The sequence below is a fragment of the Cryobacterium sp. TMT1-3 genome, assembly GCF_004402315.1.
In the GTDB taxonomy this organism is placed as follows: domain Bacteria; phylum Actinomycetota; class Actinomycetes; order Actinomycetales; family Microbacteriaceae; genus Cryobacterium; species Cryobacterium luteum.
This window is the reverse complement of the sequence record NZ_SOFW01000033.1, coordinates 1-15,080: the sequence shown is the minus strand read 5'-3', so window position 1 is coordinate 15,080 and position 15,080 is coordinate 1. Positions and strand designations below refer to the sequence as shown.

Below are 15,080 nucleotides of genomic sequence, written 5' to 3'. Positions count from 1 at the left end.
ACTACCGTAAAGACAAGTTATCCACAGGTTGGAGGCCTCAACCTGAGAATTGGGTCGGTTTTATACACAAGCGGTGGATAACTTAAACGATGAGCTCGAAGCATGCTCGGAAACACCCATCGTCCGGCCTACGTAACCGTAGCGGGAACCACGTGCAACACCGGCCCCGCGCAACACGCTCGCCCGCGGCCCGATCGTACAAACCCGAAATACACAGATTGTAGGAACAATGGCAGATGTTGAAGCGCCGATAGCCGAGACATGGCGGTCCGTTCTGACCACCTTGGAATCCGACGCCACCATCACGCCCATGCTCTACGGCTTTCTCAGCCTGGTCGAGCCGAAAGGCATCGCCGCCGGTACCTTCTATCTCGAGGTGCCCAACGAATTCACGGCCAGCATGCTCAACCAGCGCATGCGAGTTCCCCTGCTCACCGCGATGGGGCAGCTCGATGAAGCCACCGCAGTCTCGACGTTCTATGTGGTCGTCAACCCCGAACTCGAGCAGGAATCACTGCGTCCGGTGCAGCAGACGCTGACTCCGCCCGACGTCGTTACGCCGGCCCCGCCACAATCGGTGTTCGAAGGTGTCGTTCCGGCGCAACCGCATGAGACCAGGCTCAACCCTAAGTACAGTTTCGATAACTTCGTCATCGGCCAGTCGAACCGGTTTGCGCATGCCGCCGCCGTCGCGGTGGCAGAGGCGCCGGCCAAGGCCTACAATCCACTCTTCATCTACGGATCCTCGGGCCTCGGTAAGACTCACCTCCTGCACGCCATCGGGCATTACGCCATGAGTCTGTATCCAGGCATCCGAGTGCGGTATGTCAGTTCCGAGGAATTCACCAACGATTTCATCAATTCCATTGCGAACAACCGTGGCGCGGCGTTCCAGTCGCGCTATCGCAACATCGACATCCTGATGATCGACGACATCCAATTTCTACAGAACAAGGCGGAAACCCAGGAAGCTTTCTTCCACACCTTCAACACCCTGCACGACCACAACAAGCAGGTGGTCATTACGAGCGACCTGCCGCCCAAGCATCTCACCGGCTTCGAAGACCGCATGCGCAGTCGTTTCGAGTGGGGCCTGATCACGGATGTCCAGGCTCCCGACCTCGAGACCCGCATCGCCATTCTTCGTAAGAAGGCCCAGAGCGAAAAGCTGCAGGTTCCACATGACATCCTCGAATTCATGGCGTCCAAGGTCTCCTCGAACATTCGAGAACTGGAGGGTACTCTCATCCGGGTGACCGCCTTCGCGAGCCTTAATCGAACTCCGGTCGACATGGATCTGGTGCAAACAGTCTTGAAAGACCTCATCACCCTCGACGAAGACAACGTGATCGCGCCGGTGGACATCATCACGAACACGGCCAACTACTTCAAGCTTTCGGTCGACGATCTGTACGGCTCCAGCCGGTCCCAAGCGATTGCTACGGCTCGACAAATCGCGATGTACCTGTGCCGTGAACTCACGAATCTGTCGCTGCCCAAGATTGGACAGCTCTTCGGCAACCGTGATCACACTACGGTCATGTACGCGAACAAGAAGATCAGTGAGCTCATGAAAGAGCGTCGGTCTATTTATAACCAGGTGACTGAGCTGACCAACCGGATCAAGCAGGACCACCGCTACAAGTAGTTCATCAGTGTCAGGGAGCGCCCAAATTCTGCGTCCCCTCCGAGAGTTTTCACGTTTTTCACCGTGTTGGAAGACGTTTAGCCCCGGAGGGGGGGTTTTTTTTTTTAGTTTTCACACCTGTGGATAACCCTGTGGAATTAACTCACACAACGTGGCCATTCCTGTAGAAACTTTGGGCCAGCCTGTTGAAACCTGTAGTTACACGAAGTTCGACTTGCTCAAACGAATGACAAACTTCCACAGCTCGCCCACAACTTACAAACGTGTAGTTCTCAATGCTTCAGCGGTTTTCACAGAGTTATCCACAGTTTCCACAACGGTTAAGAAGATTAACAAGAATTACTTAACTGGATCTAGCCGACAACCTTGACGACCAGGCCGTGCAATCCAACGCGGTGCCGAACCGGTCGGTGACAACAGCTAGCATTGAGGCCCACCCACCCGCCCGTCGAACGCAAGGACTGTTTCGTGAGATTTCAGGCAAATCGGGATGTCTTCAGCGAGGCAGTGTCCTTCGCCGTCAAACTTCTTCCCCAACGAACGACCCTGCCGATTCTGAGCGGCGTGCTCATCGAAGCCACCGCCACGGGCCTGATCCTCTCCTCTTTCGACTACGAAGTCTCGGCCCAGACCGAAATCGTCGCCGAGGTGGAAGAAACCGGCAAGGTGCTCGTCTCTGGCCGGCTGCTCGCTGAAATCGCCAGCCGTCTCCCCAACGCACCCGTGCGTTTCTCCACGGAGAACTCGCGCATCAAGGTCAGCTGTGGTTCCGCGAGCTTCACCCTGCTGTCCATGCCTGTTGAGGAATATCCGAGCATTCCGGTCGTCAGCACCCAATCCGGCCTCGTACCGGCTGAAGATTTCGCCGCAGCAGTCGCCCAGGTCGCCGTTGCCGCATCGCGGGACGACGTCACTCCCGTCATCACCGGCGTGCAGCTGGAAGTCACCGAACACAGCCTGAGTCTCGTCGCCACCGACCGCTACCGCGTCGCGGTTCGTGAGATCGACTGGGATCCGGGCACCAACACCACCGCCGGTGAAACGGGAACCACAACGGCCCTCGTTCCAGCGCGAACCTTGCAGGAAGTCGGTAAGACCTTCGGCCACAGCGGAACGATCTCCGTCTCGATCACCAACAGCGACGATCGAGAACTGATCGCGTTCACCGCCAATAAGAAAACCGTCACCTCGTTGCTCATCAAGGGCAATTTTCCCCCGGTGCGTCGTTTGTTCCCTGCCACCGTAGACAACTACGCGGTCATGAACACGGCCGAACTCATCGAAGCGACCCGTCGTGTGCAGCTCGTGCTCGAGCGTGAAGCGGCCCTGCGATTTACTTTCGCCGTCGATGGGGTCACCCTGGAAGCCGTGGGCTCCGAGCAGGCACAGGCCACAGAAACCATCGACTCCATCCTCTCCGGCACCGAGACAGTCGTCTCGCTCAAGCCGCAGTTTCTGCTGGACGGGCTCAGTGCCGTGCGCTCCGAATTTGTGCGCATCTCGTTTACCAAGACGGAAAACCCGAACAAGCCCGGGCCTGTTCTGATCACCAGCCAGACCTCGCGTGAGCAGGCCGGAGCGGACAGCTACAAGTACCTGCTTCAGCCCAACCTGCTGCTGCGCTAACGCTGGTGCGAGTTACCCACCTCTCGCTGACCGACTTTCGTAACTATGCGACGGCCGAGGTTGGGCTCGTTCCCGGCCCGAACCTCATCGTCGGCCGTAACGGGCAAGGCAAGACCAACCTGGTCGAGGCTCTCGGCTTTCTCAGTACGCTCAGTTCGCACCGTGTTTCCAACGATAAAGCCATGATCCGGGCCGGTCGGGATGCCGGCATCATTCGGGCCAGGCTGGAGTACAACGGCCGGGATATCCTGGCCGAGGTGCAGCTGAATCGCACCGGGCAAAATCGGGCGCAAGTCAATCGATCGGTTATTAAAATTCGGGATCTTCCCCGGTATTTTTCGAGCGTGGTGTTCGCCCCTGAGGATCTCGCGTTGGTACGAGGCGATCCTTCCGGCCGTCGCAAGTTTCTCGATCAGCTTCTCGTGCTGCGCAACCCGCGCCTCGCTGCCGTACTCAGCGACTACGACCGGGTTCTCAAGCAGCGCAACACGCTGCTGAAGTCGGCGCGGTCGTCGGGTGTGCGTGGAAACCAGCTCTCGACCCTCGATATCTGGGACGACCGCCTGGTGGAATTTGGTTCGGAAATTATTGACGAACGAGCCAAACTGGTGCAGCAGCTCGGGGAACCGCTGCGGGCTGCCTATCGGGCCGTCGTGAATGAAGACCATGGTCCGGCCCTGGTAGCGAGTCTCAGCATCCTCGGCGCGGACGAAGATGCTGATCTCGGCATGGACAAATCCTCGGCGTCGTCCGTAAACGTCGGCCCGGTGGAATCCACTACCAATGAGATTTTTCGCATTGCGCTGGCCGGACTGCGTAAGCGGGAGCTGGAACGGGGCATCACCCTCGCCGGACCGCACCGCGACGACCTGGTTTTCATGCTTAATTCCCTGCCAGCCAAGGGTTATGCCAGCCACGGGGAGTCGTGGTCGTTCGCGCTGTCGTTGAAACTCGCATCCGCTGCGCTGTTGCGGCAGGATTCTGCCAGTGGCGACCCGGTATTGATTCTCGATGACGTGTTCGCTGAACTCGACCTGGATCGCCGAGCCAGGTTGGCCGCTGCGATCGGATCGTTCGAACAGGTACTGATCACAGCCGCCGTACTCGAAGACGTCCCCAAAGCCCTCGTTGCTAACACGATTCACATTCACGCCGGTCAGGTGCAGTCTGGAACGGCCAATCATGGCTGACGACGATGTTCCACGTGAAACTACCGAGCTGCCCGTTTCACTAGAATCGAGTACCAGCGAAGCGGCGAATGTCTACCTGCGCTTCAAAAGCATCTTCGGGGATCCGAATGCTCGGCGGTCACGCGGGCGCAAGCGAAGTGCGCCCGTCGCCGGTTCAAGCGTTCCTTTTGGAATAGGGCGTGATCCGCACGGGCTCGGCGACACGATCAACTCGCTCACCATGCAGCTTGGCTGGAACTCACCGTTGGCCCAATCTGAACTTCTCGCGTCGTGGGTGGAACTCGCTGGGGAGGAAACCGCCAACCATTCCACCCCGGCTGGCATCGATGACGGTGTCCTCACGGTGCACTGTGAATCCACCGCCTGGGCCACCCAATTGCGGTTGATGCGTAATGTCATCATGGAACACATTGCCAATCGGTACCCGGATGCCGGCATCCAATCAATTCGTTTCCAGGGGCCCAACGCGCCGTCCTGGAAAAAGGGTCCCAGATCAATTCCAGGGCGTGGTCCGCGCGATACCTATGGGTAACCCAACATTTAAGGTCAACCCCTTGAACAAAACGCGTCAAACGGCGATTATGGCCGGTTCGTCTCCCCCCGTTTGGTAGACTAAATGGTCGCCCGTGCCAGGTCAGGAGCCTAATTTCAGATGACAGTTGAACCGACGCCCGAAGGCATGTCCCCAGAGATATCCCCAGTTATTTCCCAGCCAGAGGGGGAGCCGGAACACGAATACGGTGCCGACGACATCCAGGTGCTGGAAGGCCTGGAAGCCGTTCGCAAGCGACCCGGAATGTATATCGGGTCCACCGGACCGCGCGGACTGCACCACCTCGTCTATGAGATCGTGGACAACTCCGTCGATGAGGCTCTTGCTGGACACTGCGACACCATTGACATTCGTATTCTCGCCGACGGCGCGATCCGCGTCGAGGACAACGGCCGAGGTATTCCGGTCGACATCCACAAGGCTGAGGGACGGTCCACCGTGGAGGTCGTGCTGACCGTTTTGCACGCGGGCGGCAAGTTCGGTGGCGGTGGCTATTCAGTTTCCGGTGGGTTGCACGGCGTTGGAAGCTCCGTCGTCAATGCCCTGTCGAGCCGCCTCGAGGTTGAGGTTCGCCGTCAGGGATTTATTTGGCGGCAGAGCTTTGCTAACGGTGTTCCCAACGCTCCCCTAGAACAGGGCGAAGCCAACGACGAGACCGGCACGACTATCACATTCTGGCCCAGTGCCGAAACCTTTGAGACCATCGATTTCGACTACGAATCCTTGCGCGCGCGGTTTCAGCAGATGGGCTTTCTCAACAAGGGCCTGCGCCTCACCCTCACCGACGAGCGTGAAGCTCACCGCACCGACGAGGGCAAGGCCGTCACCAACACCTTCAAGTACGACAAGGGACTCGTCGACTATGTCGAATACCTCAACCGTGCCAAGAAGGCCGACCTCGTCAACGACGAGATCATCTCGTTCGAGTGGGAAGACCATGAACGCAAGATGGCCCTCGAAGTGGCCATGCAGTGGACCACCGCCTACACCGAGAGCGTGCACACCTACGCCAACACGATCAATACCCATGAGGGCGGCACCCACGAAGAGGGTTTTCGCGCCGCGCTGACCACGCTCGTGAACAAGTACGCCCGTGAGAAAGGCATCCTGAAAGAAAAGGATGACAACCTCACCGGTGACGACGTGCGCGAGGGCCTGACCGCGGTCGTGTCGATCAAGCTGGCCGAACCGCAGTTCGAAGGCCAGACCAAGACCAAACTCGGCAACACCGAGGCGAAGTCCTTCGTACAGAAGGTCGCCAACGACCAGCTCACCGACTGGTTCAACCGCAACCCGAACCCGGCCCGCGAGATCATCCGCAAATCACTGCAGGCCTCCAACGCCCGGATGGCAGCGCGAAAGGCCCGCGAGACGGCGCGCCGCAAGGGTCTGCTCGAGGGCGGCGGCATGCCCGGAAAGCTCAAGGACTGCCAGAGCAAAGACCCGTCGATCTCCGAGATCTTCATCGTGGAGGGTGACTCGGCCGGCGGCTCCGCCGTTCAGGGACGTAACCCGGAGACCCAGGCGATCCTGCCACTGCGCGGCAAGATCCTCAACGTTGAAAAGGCTCGACTTGACCGCGCCCTCGGCAATAACGAGGTTCAGGCCATGATCACCGCGTTCGGCGCCGGAATCGGGGAGGAGTTCAACCCCGACAAGGTGCGGTACCACAAGATCGTTCTGATGGCCGACGCCGATGTCGACGGCCAGCACATCACGACCCTGCTGCTGACCTTGCTGTTCCGCTACATGCGTCCGTTGATCGACCTCGGCTACGTGTACCTCGCCCAGCCGCCGCTGTACCGCCTCAAGTGGAGCAACTCGCCGCACCAGTACGTGTACTCCGACGTCGAGCGTGACGCGCTCCTGGCCGACGGTGCCGCCGCGGGTAAGCGCATCCCGAAGGACAACGGAATCCAGCGTTACAAGGGCCTCGGCGAGATGGACTACAAGGAGCTGTGGGAGACCACCATGGCCCCCGAATCCCGCACCCTGCTGCAGGTCACCCTGGACGACGCGGCATCCGCCGACGAAATTTTCTCCACCCTGATGGGTGAAGACGTCGAATCACGACGCAACTTCATCCAGAAAAACGCGAAGGACGTGCGTTTCCTTGACATCTGACGACACCACGGGCAACTCCGACGGCCTCAATCCCGATTCCGCCAACACCACGGACACCGCCGCAACGGCTGCCGCTGCGGCCGCGCACCTCGTGCAGCACGGCAAGATCGACCAGGTTGACCTGCAGCTGGAAATGCAGCGGTCCTACCTCGACTACGCGATGAGTGTCATCGTCGGTCGCGCGCTGCCCGATGTACGAGACGGCATGAAGCCGGTGCACCGTCGCGTGATCTACGCCATGTTCGACGGCGGTTACCGACCCGACAAGGCCTTCTCCAAGTGTGCCCGCGTCGTCGGTGACGTCATGGGCCAGTTCCACCCGCACGGTGACTCCTCGATTTACGACGCGCTCGTGCGCCTCGTACAGCCGTGGAGCCTGCGGTATCCGCTGGCCCTTGGTCAGGGAAACTTCGGGTCTCCCGGCAACGACGGAGCCGCTGCCCCGCGATACACCGAAACAAAAATGGCCCCGCTCGCCCTGGAAATGGTGCGCGACATCGACGAGGATACCGTCGACTTTCAAGACAACTACGACGGCCGCACGCTCGAGCCGACCGTGCTGCCGGCCCGTTTTCCGAACCTGCTGGTCAATGGCTCTGTCGGTATCGCCGTCGGTATGGCCACGAATATTCCCCCGCACAACCTGCGCGAGGTCGCCTCAGGCGCCCAGTGGTACCTGGAGAACCCCGACGCCAGCCGCGACGAGTTGCTCGACGCACTGATTGCGCGCATCAAGGGCCCCGACTTTCCCACCGGCGCGCAAATTCTGGGCGTCAAAGGCATTCAGGATGCGTACCGCACCGGTCGTGGCTCGATCACGATGCGAGCCGTCGTCAGCATCGAAGAGATTCAGGGTCGCACCTGCCTCGTCATCACCGAACTGCCCTACCAGGTGAACCCCGACAACCTCGCGATCAAGATCGCCGACCTGGTCAAGGACGCCAAGATCACCGGAATCGCGGACATCCGCGATGAGACCAGCGGTCGCACCGGCCAGCGCCTCGTGATCGTGCTCAAGCGCGACGCCGTTGCCAAGGTCGTCCTGAACAACCTGTACAAGCACACCCAGCTGCAGGAGAATTTCGGTGCCAACATGCTCGCCATCGTCGACGGCGTGCCGCGCACGCTCGCCCTCGACGGCTTCATCTCGGCCTGGGTCGCGCACCAGATCGAGGTCATCGTTCGGCGCACCCAGTTCCGCCTGAACAAGGCCGAAGCGGATGCCCACATCCTGCGCGGCTACCTGAAGGCACTCGACGCGCTCGATGACGTTATCGCGCTCATTCGTCGCTCGAACACGGTTGACGATGCCCGCGAGGGCCTCATGGCCCTGCTCGACGTCGACAAACTGCAGGCCGACGCGATCCTCACCATGCAGCTGCGTCGCCTGGCGGCCCTCGAGCGCCAGAAAATCATCGACCAGGCCGCCGAACTCGAACTGCAGATCGCGGAATTCAAGTCGATCCTGGCCAGCCCCGAACGTCAGCGCACGATCATCAGTGAAGAACTCGCCGAGATCACCGCGAAGTTCGGCGACGAGCGCCGCACCGAGATCATGTTCGGCTTCGACGGCGATATGTCGATCGAAGACCTCATTCCCGAAGAGGAGATGGTGGTCACCGTCACCCGCGGCGGCTACATCAAGCGCACCCGCAGTGACAACTACCGCAACCAGCACCGCGGCGGCAAGGGCGTCAAAGGCGCCCAGCTGCGCGCCGACGATGTGGTCGAACACTTCTTCGTCACCACGACGCACCATTGGTTGCTGTTCTTCACCAACACCGGCCGGGTCTACCGGGCCAAGGCCTACGAGGCGCAGGAGTCCGGTCGGGACGCCAAGGGCCAGCACGTCGCCAACCTGCTCGCCCTGCAACCGGGCGAGGAAATCGCGCAGATTCTCGACATTCGCGACTATGAAGTAGCCCAGTATCTGACCCTCGCCACCCGTGACGGGCTGATCAAAAAGACCGCACTGAGCGAATACGACACCAACCGTACCGGTGGCATCATCGCCATCAAGCTGCGCGAGGGCGACGAGCTGGTCTCGGCTCTGCTGGTCGAAGATGACTCCGACCTGCTGTTGGTCTCCCGCAAGGGCATGTCGATCCGCTTCACCGCCACCGACGACGCGCTGCGCCCAATGGGCCGCAGCACCTCCGGTGTGATCGGGATGCACTTCCGCGGCGAGGACACGCTCCTCGACGCATCCGTTATCAACGATGACGGTTATGTCTTCGTCGTCACCGAGGGCGGCTACGCCAAGCGCACCGCTGCCGACCAGTATCGGCTGCAGAATCGCGGGGGCCTTGGCATCAAGGTGGCCAAACTCAACGACGATCGTGGCGACCTGGTCGGCTCGTTGATCGTGAATCCCGAGGACGAAGTTCTTGTGGTTCTTGCCAGCGGCAAGGTGGTACGCTCTGACGTCGCCGAGGTTCCGGCCAAGGGTCGGGACACGATGGGCGTCGTCTTCGCGAAGTTCGCGGATGAAGACAGAATCATTTCTATCGCGAAAAACATCGAACGTAATCTGGTCGCCACCGCCGAATCAGAAGCTGAGGGTGCGGGCGCAGCGGATGCCGGTGCAGCGGCTGGTACCGTCGACAGCAGTGCTGTAGACGGCGCTCCCGAACGTGATCCAGGGAAAGTAGAGACACCGAATGAGTAGCGTCGCCGAAAAGCTTGCCAAGAAATCCACCCGCAAGACCACGACCAAGCAGGTTCGTCTGAAACTGGTTTACGTCGATTTCTGGTCGAGCGTGAAACTTTCCTTCCTGGTCGCCGTCTGTCTCGCCATCGTTACCGTCGTGGCGACGTTCCTCATCTACACGGTGCTCGTGTCGACCGAGGTGCTGAGCAAGGTTGACGAGCTGTACGCCACCGTCGCGGGAGAATCGGCCGACCTGGCCGCCATGCTCTCAATCGGCAACGTCATGGGCTTCGCGGTCGTCGTGGCCATTCTGAACATGGTCGTGATCACCGCCCTCGGCGCGATCTACGCCGTACTGTACAACCTGAGCGTCAAGATCACCGGCGGCCTGCTCGTGGGCTTCACCAACAACTAGCTTCTCGTTTAACGCACGATCGAGGGCTGTTTTTCCCCGAAAACAGCCCTCGTAACCCGAATTCAGGCATTTCCTCCGTTCGGACGGTGACTCGATTTCAGGTTCCGGCCAGATTCCGGTAGTCTTCAATCTGCCCAAGAGGGGGATATAGCTCAGTTGGTTAGAGCGCTTCACTGATAATGAAGAGGTCCCAGGTTCAAATCCCGGTATCCCCACGCAGCACCAGATTCATTCCGATCCCGGCCCATTTTCGCCGAGAAGTCGGGGCCATAGCTCAATTGGTAGAGCGCCTGCTTTGCAAGCAGGAGGTCCGGGGTTCGATTCCCCGTGGCTCCACAATTCACCCATAAGGCTCGTCTTCGGACGGGCCTTTTCGTTTACCCGGGTTCATTCTGGTGCGGGAGCGGTGGTGCGGCACCGGGCATCCGCTGTGAGGGTGAATGTACAGCCGTCAGTGGGCCTGTGTTGGCGTTTCAGGCGGTTAAAGCGGCAGGGCCCGCATCCGGTGGATGCGGGCCCTGCCGAGCTGGTGGGCGTTCTGCCCCTAGTCTTCCTGCTGCGTGGTCGGCTCGACCTCGTCGTCAGCGACCCAGAGCTCGTCGTCGGCGCGGAATGTCTGCCAAACGGCGTAGGCCACGCCCACAGCGGCCACGACGGCCAGGCCGAGGGCGAAGTAGGTTCCGGCTCCCGGACCCTTGGGTTCCACCACGACGGGCTTCTGAAAGCGGATGCGACCCAGCGCGGCACGCACGCGGGCGTCGCGGGCAACGTCGCCGACGGACATGACGGTACCGATGGCGGTACCGATGCCGGGGAGCACGGTGTTGACGACACGGCGGCGCACACCGTCGGCGGCTTCCTGCGTGGCGTTCACGCCAGGGCGGACGTAGTGGTCATAGCCCTCGCGGACGCGGGGCGCGACTTCCTCGCGAGCGAGGATGCCGGCCTGATGACCGGCCTGGTGAGCGAGGACGTTCGCTCGTTCCAATACTTCTTGCTGGTGGCTCCATAGTTCGTCTGCGCTTTTGCGCAGCCGAGTGAGTTCCTTGCGGCGCTTGCGTGACAGGCTCATCTGGACCCTCCGTTGATGTCGTGTGGCGAATGTCTATCCATCTTGCCACTGAGTGCCTATCTTGCCACTCAATCGCCGTGTTGCCAGCTAATGCACTGGGAGCAGTTTGCGGCAATCAGATTCGGTGGAGATTGCTGTGCAAGAATCGCTGTATGTCTAAGCACACCGCTGTCGCCACCCTGAACACCACCCTCGGACCGATCAAGGTCAACCTCTTCGGCAATCATGCCCCGAAGACGGTTAAAAACTTCGTCGGCCTCGCGACCGGCGAACTCGAGTGGAAGCACCCCGCAACGGGCGTCGCCTCCACCACGCCGCTCTACGACGGCACCATCTTCCACCGCATCATCAAAGACTTCATGATCCAGGCCGGCGACCCGCTCGGCCAGGGCACTGGCGGACCCGGCTACCAGTTCGACGACGAAATCAGCCCCGACCTCGACTTCACCCAGCCCTACGTGCTCGCCATGGCGAACGCGGGCATCCAGGGCGGCCACGGCACGAACGGCTCGCAGTTCTTCATCACCGTCGTTCCGACCACCTGGCTTCAGGGTAAGCACACCATTTTCGGTGCCGTTGAAGACGAAGATTCCCGCGCGATCGTCGCGAAGCTCGCAACCGTCGCCACCGACGGTCGCGACCGCCCGATCGAGGACGTCGTCATTCAGAGCGTCTCCGTCGAGTCCATCTAACCACCACCTTCCCTGCAGAATGAGTGATCTGCCGACCTCGGCGGCGAATTTTTGTTACCGCCATCCGGGGCGGCAGAGCTTCATTCTGTGCCAGCGTTGCGGGCGCACCATCTGTGTCGAATGCCAAACCCAGGCCGCCGTCGGGGTCATCTGCCCGGAATGCATGAAAGAGCAGCGCAAGAACGCTCCCCGCACCAAGCCCGCCATTCTGACCCGGCTGACCGGCAGCGACCGTCCAACGGTGACGTATTCCATTATCGGAATCACCCTGGTCGTCTACCTGCTGCAGTTCGTCTTCGGTTCGCAGATCACCGTGCTGCTCTGGTACGCCGGGGCATACTCCTATCCGGGCAGTTTCGAACCCTGGCGCCTGCTCACCACGGCGCTCGTGCACGGTTCCATCTTTCACGTGCTGCTCAACATGTACACGTTGTGGATCTTCGGCCAGCTTCTGGAGCAACTACTCGGACGAGGGCGCTACCTGGCGCTTTATCTGCTGAGCGCGCTGGCCGGTTCGCTCGGGGTGCTGTTCCTGTCGAGTCCCTCGACGCCGGTGGTGGGAGCATCCGGTGCCATTTTCGGCCTCATGGGCGCGTTCCTGGTGATTCAGCGCCGACTCGGTGGCAATGCCAAACAATTGCTGGTACTGGTCGGCATCAACCTCGTGATCGGCTTCATACCGGGGCTGCAAATTGCGTGGCAGGCGCACATCGGCGGATTGATCGGTGGCGCGGTGCTCGGCCTGATCTTCGTACAGACGAGGCGCATTCGCCAGAAGTCCTTGCAGGTGGGGCTGATCGGAGTATTCGCTACCGTGTTGGTGTTGCTGAGTTTCGTGCGCTTTCTCGCGTTCTAGCGATCGTGGTCGGCCAGGACCGACGAGTTATCCACAGGTCTATCCACATGGGGATAATTACACCCGTGTCATTACCCCTGTTAGTACCTGCCGGTAACCGGGCGGTAACGACTCCGCGTTCGCGGGATGACCGGCAGCTGCCGGTTGGAAGTTGGCTCAGCGCCAGCGGGTCGTCATGAGAAAGCCGATGAAGGCGATTCCGAAGCCGACCAGAATGTTCATGGCACCGAGGCCGGCAATGGGCAACTGACTGCCACTGACGTAAAACACGATGATCCAGGCCAAGCCGAGTAGCATGAAGCCGAACATGACCGGCTTGAACCAGACGGCATTGGGCGTGTCCTCGTTCGAGCGGGCAACTTCGGTGCGGGCGGGCCGGGTGCGGGGATTCTTACGTGCCATTCTGCGATCCTAGCGGCTCCACCTGTTTTAGTGGATTTGACGAGGGAGCTCCGGGGCACTCGGGTCAGTAGACTCGCAGTATGTGTCCACAGGCAGACGAACCCGTCGAGATTGCCGCTGTGCGCCCGCGCCGCGTGAAAAAGGGCAAAGTCACCGTTGTCGGTGTTCTGGGCGAACTGCTTATCACCGTGGGTGCACTCGTTCTGCTCTTTCTGGGCTGGCAGCTCTGGTGGAATGACATGCTCATGGCCAGCTCGCAGTCCAGCGCCGCCAGCGAGATCAGCCAGGACTGGATCGACCAGGACACTGCGGCGCCAAAACCTGTTCCAACCGTCGATCCGGTCGAGCCGAGCGCCGTACCGGTTGCCGTCGACTACGGTTCTCCGGTCGTGGCTGCCGCTCCGTCCAACGCCACAGCCTTCGCGGTGCTCTACGTTCCCCGTTTCGGTGCCGAGTATCACCGCAGCATCGCTGAGGGTACCGGTCATGACGTTTTGAACAGTAACCGGCTCGGCATCGGGCACTACGCGGGTACCCAGATGCCCGGCGAGATCGGCAACTTCGCCGTCGCCGCCCACCGCAGCGCGTTCGGCGGTGCCATGCACCTGATCAACGAGCTCCAACTCGGCGATGCCATTTATGTGCAGACCGCCGACGGCTACTACACCTACCGCTACCGTGATACCGAGTATGTGGCACCATCGCAGGTGCAGGTGCTGGCATCCGTTCCGAACAATCCCGACAACACGGCGGTGGACCGCATCATTACCCTGACCAGCTGCAACCCGCTCTATTCCACCGCTGAGCGCATTATCGCTTACGGCGTGCTCGAATCGTGGCAGCCGCTTTCGGCCGGCGCTCCGGCCGAACTCGCACCGATCATCGCAGCTCAGGGCTAGGAGGCTCCCATGTACGCAGCACTGTGGCGTGTTCTGCCCGGACCCCTCTGGGTGCGCATCATTCTGGCTGTGATCCTGGTGGTGGCCGTACTCGCCATGCTCGCGACCTGGGTATACCCGTGGATTGACGGCATTCTCAACAGCCAGGAAGCGACGGTGGGCGGCTCATGACCCGTATTCTCGTGATCGACAACTACGACAGCTTCGTCTACACCCTCAATGGGTATTTGATGGAGCTTGGCGCTGAGACGGATGTTGTGCGGAACGACTCGTTCGAGAAGGCGGATTCTGCCGCCCGCCTCGCCGACTACGACGGCGTTCTGGTTTCCCCGGGTCCCGGCAAGCCGTCGGACGCCGGTGTGTCCATCGCCGTGGTGGAGGCGGCGCTGGCCGTCGAGCTGCCCCTGTTCGGCGTCTGCCTGGGGCACCAGGCCATCGCTGAGGCTTTCGGGGCCACGGTCACCAACGCTGAAGAGCTCATGCACGGTAAAACGTCGCTCATCACGCACGATGGTAGCGACTTCTACGAGGGCGTGCCGCAGCCATTCACGGCTACTCGATACCACTCGCTCGCCGTCGTCGCATCGACCGTTCCGAGCGATCTGATCGTCACGTCGCGCACGCAGGGCGGCGTCATCATGGGGTTACGGCACGCGTCCGCTCCCATTCTTGGGGTGCAGTTCCACCCGGAGTCGGTGTTGACCGAGGGCGGCTACCGCATGCTCGGCAACTGGCTGGCTCTCACGGGCCTAGCGGGCGCGCAGGAAACGTCGAAGTCCTTGCATCCGCTGCTGCGCCTCACCTGACTCCGACCCGCGTCTCCGGGCCCACCTTAGGCAACCGGGCCCATGATTTCTTGGGTTCTACTGGTCGTTGCAACACCCAGACTCTTGGGAGTTTGTATGACCACGTTAAACCCGACCAATGAGCCCTCGACCGACGAACAGAATCCG

At 60.7% G+C, this 15,080-nt stretch carries 14 protein-coding genes and 2 tRNA genes; 14 read left to right on the top strand and 2 right to left on the bottom strand.

The window, feature by feature from the left end; genetic code table 11:
* Positions 1–229 precede the first annotated feature (229 nt).
* The 9 genes from dnaA to E3O25_RS10460 all read left to right on the top strand — a co-directional run bounded on the left by dnaA (position 230) and on the right by E3O25_RS10460 (position 10,542).
* Entirely contained in the window at positions 230–1,648 is a 1,419-nt protein-coding gene (gene dnaA / locus E3O25_RS10500; protein ID WP_092110617.1) for a chromosomal replication initiator protein DnaA, read from the top strand.
* Positions 1,649–2,116: 468 nt separating this feature from the next.
* Positions 2,117–3,274 (top strand): DNA polymerase III subunit beta, encoded by a 1,158-nt coding sequence (dnaN, locus tag E3O25_RS10495; protein ID WP_134361107.1) that lies wholly within the window; start codon positions 2,117–2,119, stop codon positions 3,272–3,274.
* Between the two features lie 5 nt (positions 3,275–3,279).
* On the top strand, positions 3,280–4,464 hold the full coding sequence (gene recF / locus E3O25_RS10490; protein ID WP_092110621.1) for a DNA replication/repair protein RecF: 1,185 nt from the start codon (positions 3,280–3,282) through the stop codon (positions 4,462–4,464).
* Complete coding sequence (locus tag E3O25_RS10485; RefSeq protein ID WP_092110624.1) at positions 4,457–4,996, top strand: DUF721 domain-containing protein; 540 nt, start codon at positions 4,457–4,459, stop codon at positions 4,994–4,996. The genes recF and E3O25_RS10485 overlap by 8 nt, the downstream gene beginning before the upstream one ends.
* A 147-nt stretch (positions 4,997–5,143) precedes the next feature.
* The gene (gyrB, locus tag E3O25_RS10480; RefSeq protein ID WP_206750216.1) at positions 5,144–7,141 is read left to right on the top strand and encodes a DNA topoisomerase (ATP-hydrolyzing) subunit B; all 1,998 of its coding nucleotides are present in this window, start codon (positions 5,144–5,146) and stop codon (positions 7,139–7,141) included.
* A gap of 91 nt (positions 7,142–7,232) precedes the next feature.
* The gene (gyrA, locus tag E3O25_RS10475; protein WP_241983786.1) at positions 7,233–9,809 is read left to right on the top strand and encodes a DNA gyrase subunit A; all 2,577 of its coding nucleotides are present in this window, start codon (positions 7,233–7,235) and stop codon (positions 9,807–9,809) included.
* The gene (locus E3O25_RS10470; RefSeq protein WP_092110631.1) at positions 9,802–10,206 is read left to right on the top strand and encodes a DUF3566 domain-containing protein; all 405 of its coding nucleotides are present in this window, start codon (positions 9,802–9,804) and stop codon (positions 10,204–10,206) included. The genes gyrA and E3O25_RS10470 overlap by 8 nt, the downstream gene beginning before the upstream one ends.
* A gap of 141 nt (positions 10,207–10,347) precedes the next feature.
* Positions 10,348–10,421: transfer RNA gene (locus E3O25_RS10465), tRNA-Ile, on the top strand.
* Positions 10,422–10,469: 48 nt separating this feature from the next.
* Positions 10,470–10,542: transfer RNA gene (locus tag E3O25_RS10460), tRNA-Ala, on the top strand.
* Between the two features lie 208 nt (positions 10,543–10,750).
* On the opposite strand, the gene E3O25_RS10455 is transcribed toward E3O25_RS10460, so the two are convergent.
* A complete protein-coding gene (locus E3O25_RS10455; RefSeq protein ID WP_092110633.1) occupies positions 10,751–11,278 on the bottom strand; it encodes a hypothetical protein in 528 nt (175 codons plus the stop codon).
* Positions 11,279–11,430: 152 nt separating this feature from the next.
* Here E3O25_RS10455 and E3O25_RS10450 point away from each other — a divergent pair, with 152 nt between their 5' ends.
* Together E3O25_RS10450 and E3O25_RS10445 are read left to right on the top strand one after the other, a co-directional pair.
* Positions 11,431–11,970, top strand: a complete 540-nt coding sequence (locus E3O25_RS10450; protein ID WP_134361105.1) for a peptidylprolyl isomerase — start codon at positions 11,431–11,433, stop codon at positions 11,968–11,970.
* Between the two features lie 19 nt (positions 11,971–11,989).
* Entirely contained in the window at positions 11,990–12,826 is an 837-nt protein-coding gene (locus E3O25_RS10445; RefSeq protein WP_092110637.1) for a rhomboid family intramembrane serine protease, read from the top strand.
* A gap of 156 nt (positions 12,827–12,982) precedes the next feature.
* On the opposite strand, the gene E3O25_RS10440 is transcribed toward E3O25_RS10445, so the two are convergent.
* Positions 12,983–13,228, bottom strand: a complete 246-nt coding sequence (locus E3O25_RS10440) for a cell division protein CrgA (protein WP_092110640.1) — start codon at positions 13,226–13,228, stop codon at positions 12,983–12,985.
* 80 nt (positions 13,229–13,308) lie between these two features.
* On the opposite strand from E3O25_RS10440, the gene E3O25_RS10435 reads away from it, so the two are divergent.
* The 3 genes from E3O25_RS10435 to E3O25_RS10430 are packed head-to-tail and all read left to right on the top strand — an operon-like array spanning position 13,309 to position 14,933.
* Entirely contained in the window at positions 13,309–14,127 is an 819-nt protein-coding gene (locus E3O25_RS10435) for a class E sortase (RefSeq protein WP_092110641.1), read from the top strand.
* A 9-nt stretch (positions 14,128–14,136) separates the two neighbouring features.
* A complete protein-coding gene (locus E3O25_RS16970; RefSeq protein WP_166787647.1) occupies positions 14,137–14,298 on the top strand; it encodes a hypothetical protein in 162 nt (53 codons plus the stop codon).
* Positions 14,295–14,933, top strand: coding sequence for an aminodeoxychorismate/anthranilate synthase component II (locus tag E3O25_RS10430; protein WP_092110644.1), 639 nt, complete (start codon positions 14,295–14,297; stop codon positions 14,931–14,933). Before E3O25_RS16970 ends, E3O25_RS10430 begins: the two co-directional genes overlap by 4 nt.
* The last annotated feature ends 147 nt before the right edge of the window (positions 14,934–15,080 follow it).

What these genes read in the sequence shown, in the direction of transcription:
- dnaA (WP_092110617.1), top strand. Translation starts at nt 230, where the DNA reads ATGGCAGATGTTGAAGCGCCGATAGCCGAGACATGGCGGTCCGTTCTG.
- E3O25_RS10485 (WP_092110624.1), top strand. Translation starts at nt 4,457, where the DNA reads ATGGCTGACGACGATGTTCCACGTGAAACTACCGAGCTGCCCGTTTCA.
- gyrB (WP_206750216.1), top strand. Translation starts at nt 5,144, where the DNA reads ATGTCCCCAGAGATATCCCCAGTTATTTCCCAGCCAGAGGGGGAGCCG.
- E3O25_RS10470 (WP_092110631.1), top strand. Translation starts at nt 9,802, where the DNA reads ATGAGTAGCGTCGCCGAAAAGCTTGCCAAGAAATCCACCCGCAAGACC.
- E3O25_RS10455 (WP_092110633.1), bottom strand. Translation starts at nt 11,278, where the DNA reads ATGAGCCTGTCACGCAAGCGCCGCAAGGAACTCACTCGGCTGCGCAAA.
- E3O25_RS10450 (WP_134361105.1), top strand. Translation starts at nt 11,431, where the DNA reads ATGTCTAAGCACACCGCTGTCGCCACCCTGAACACCACCCTCGGACCG.
- E3O25_RS10445 (WP_092110637.1), top strand. Translation starts at nt 11,990, where the DNA reads ATGAGTGATCTGCCGACCTCGGCGGCGAATTTTTGTTACCGCCATCCG.
- E3O25_RS10440 (WP_092110640.1), bottom strand. Translation starts at nt 13,228, where the DNA reads ATGGCACGTAAGAATCCCCGCACCCGGCCCGCCCGCACCGAAGTTGCC.
- E3O25_RS10435 (WP_092110641.1), top strand. Translation starts at nt 13,309, where the DNA reads ATGTGTCCACAGGCAGACGAACCCGTCGAGATTGCCGCTGTGCGCCCG.
- E3O25_RS16970 (WP_166787647.1), top strand. Translation starts at nt 14,137, where the DNA reads ATGTACGCAGCACTGTGGCGTGTTCTGCCCGGACCCCTCTGGGTGCGC.
- E3O25_RS10430 (WP_092110644.1), top strand. Translation starts at nt 14,295, where the DNA reads ATGACCCGTATTCTCGTGATCGACAACTACGACAGCTTCGTCTACACC.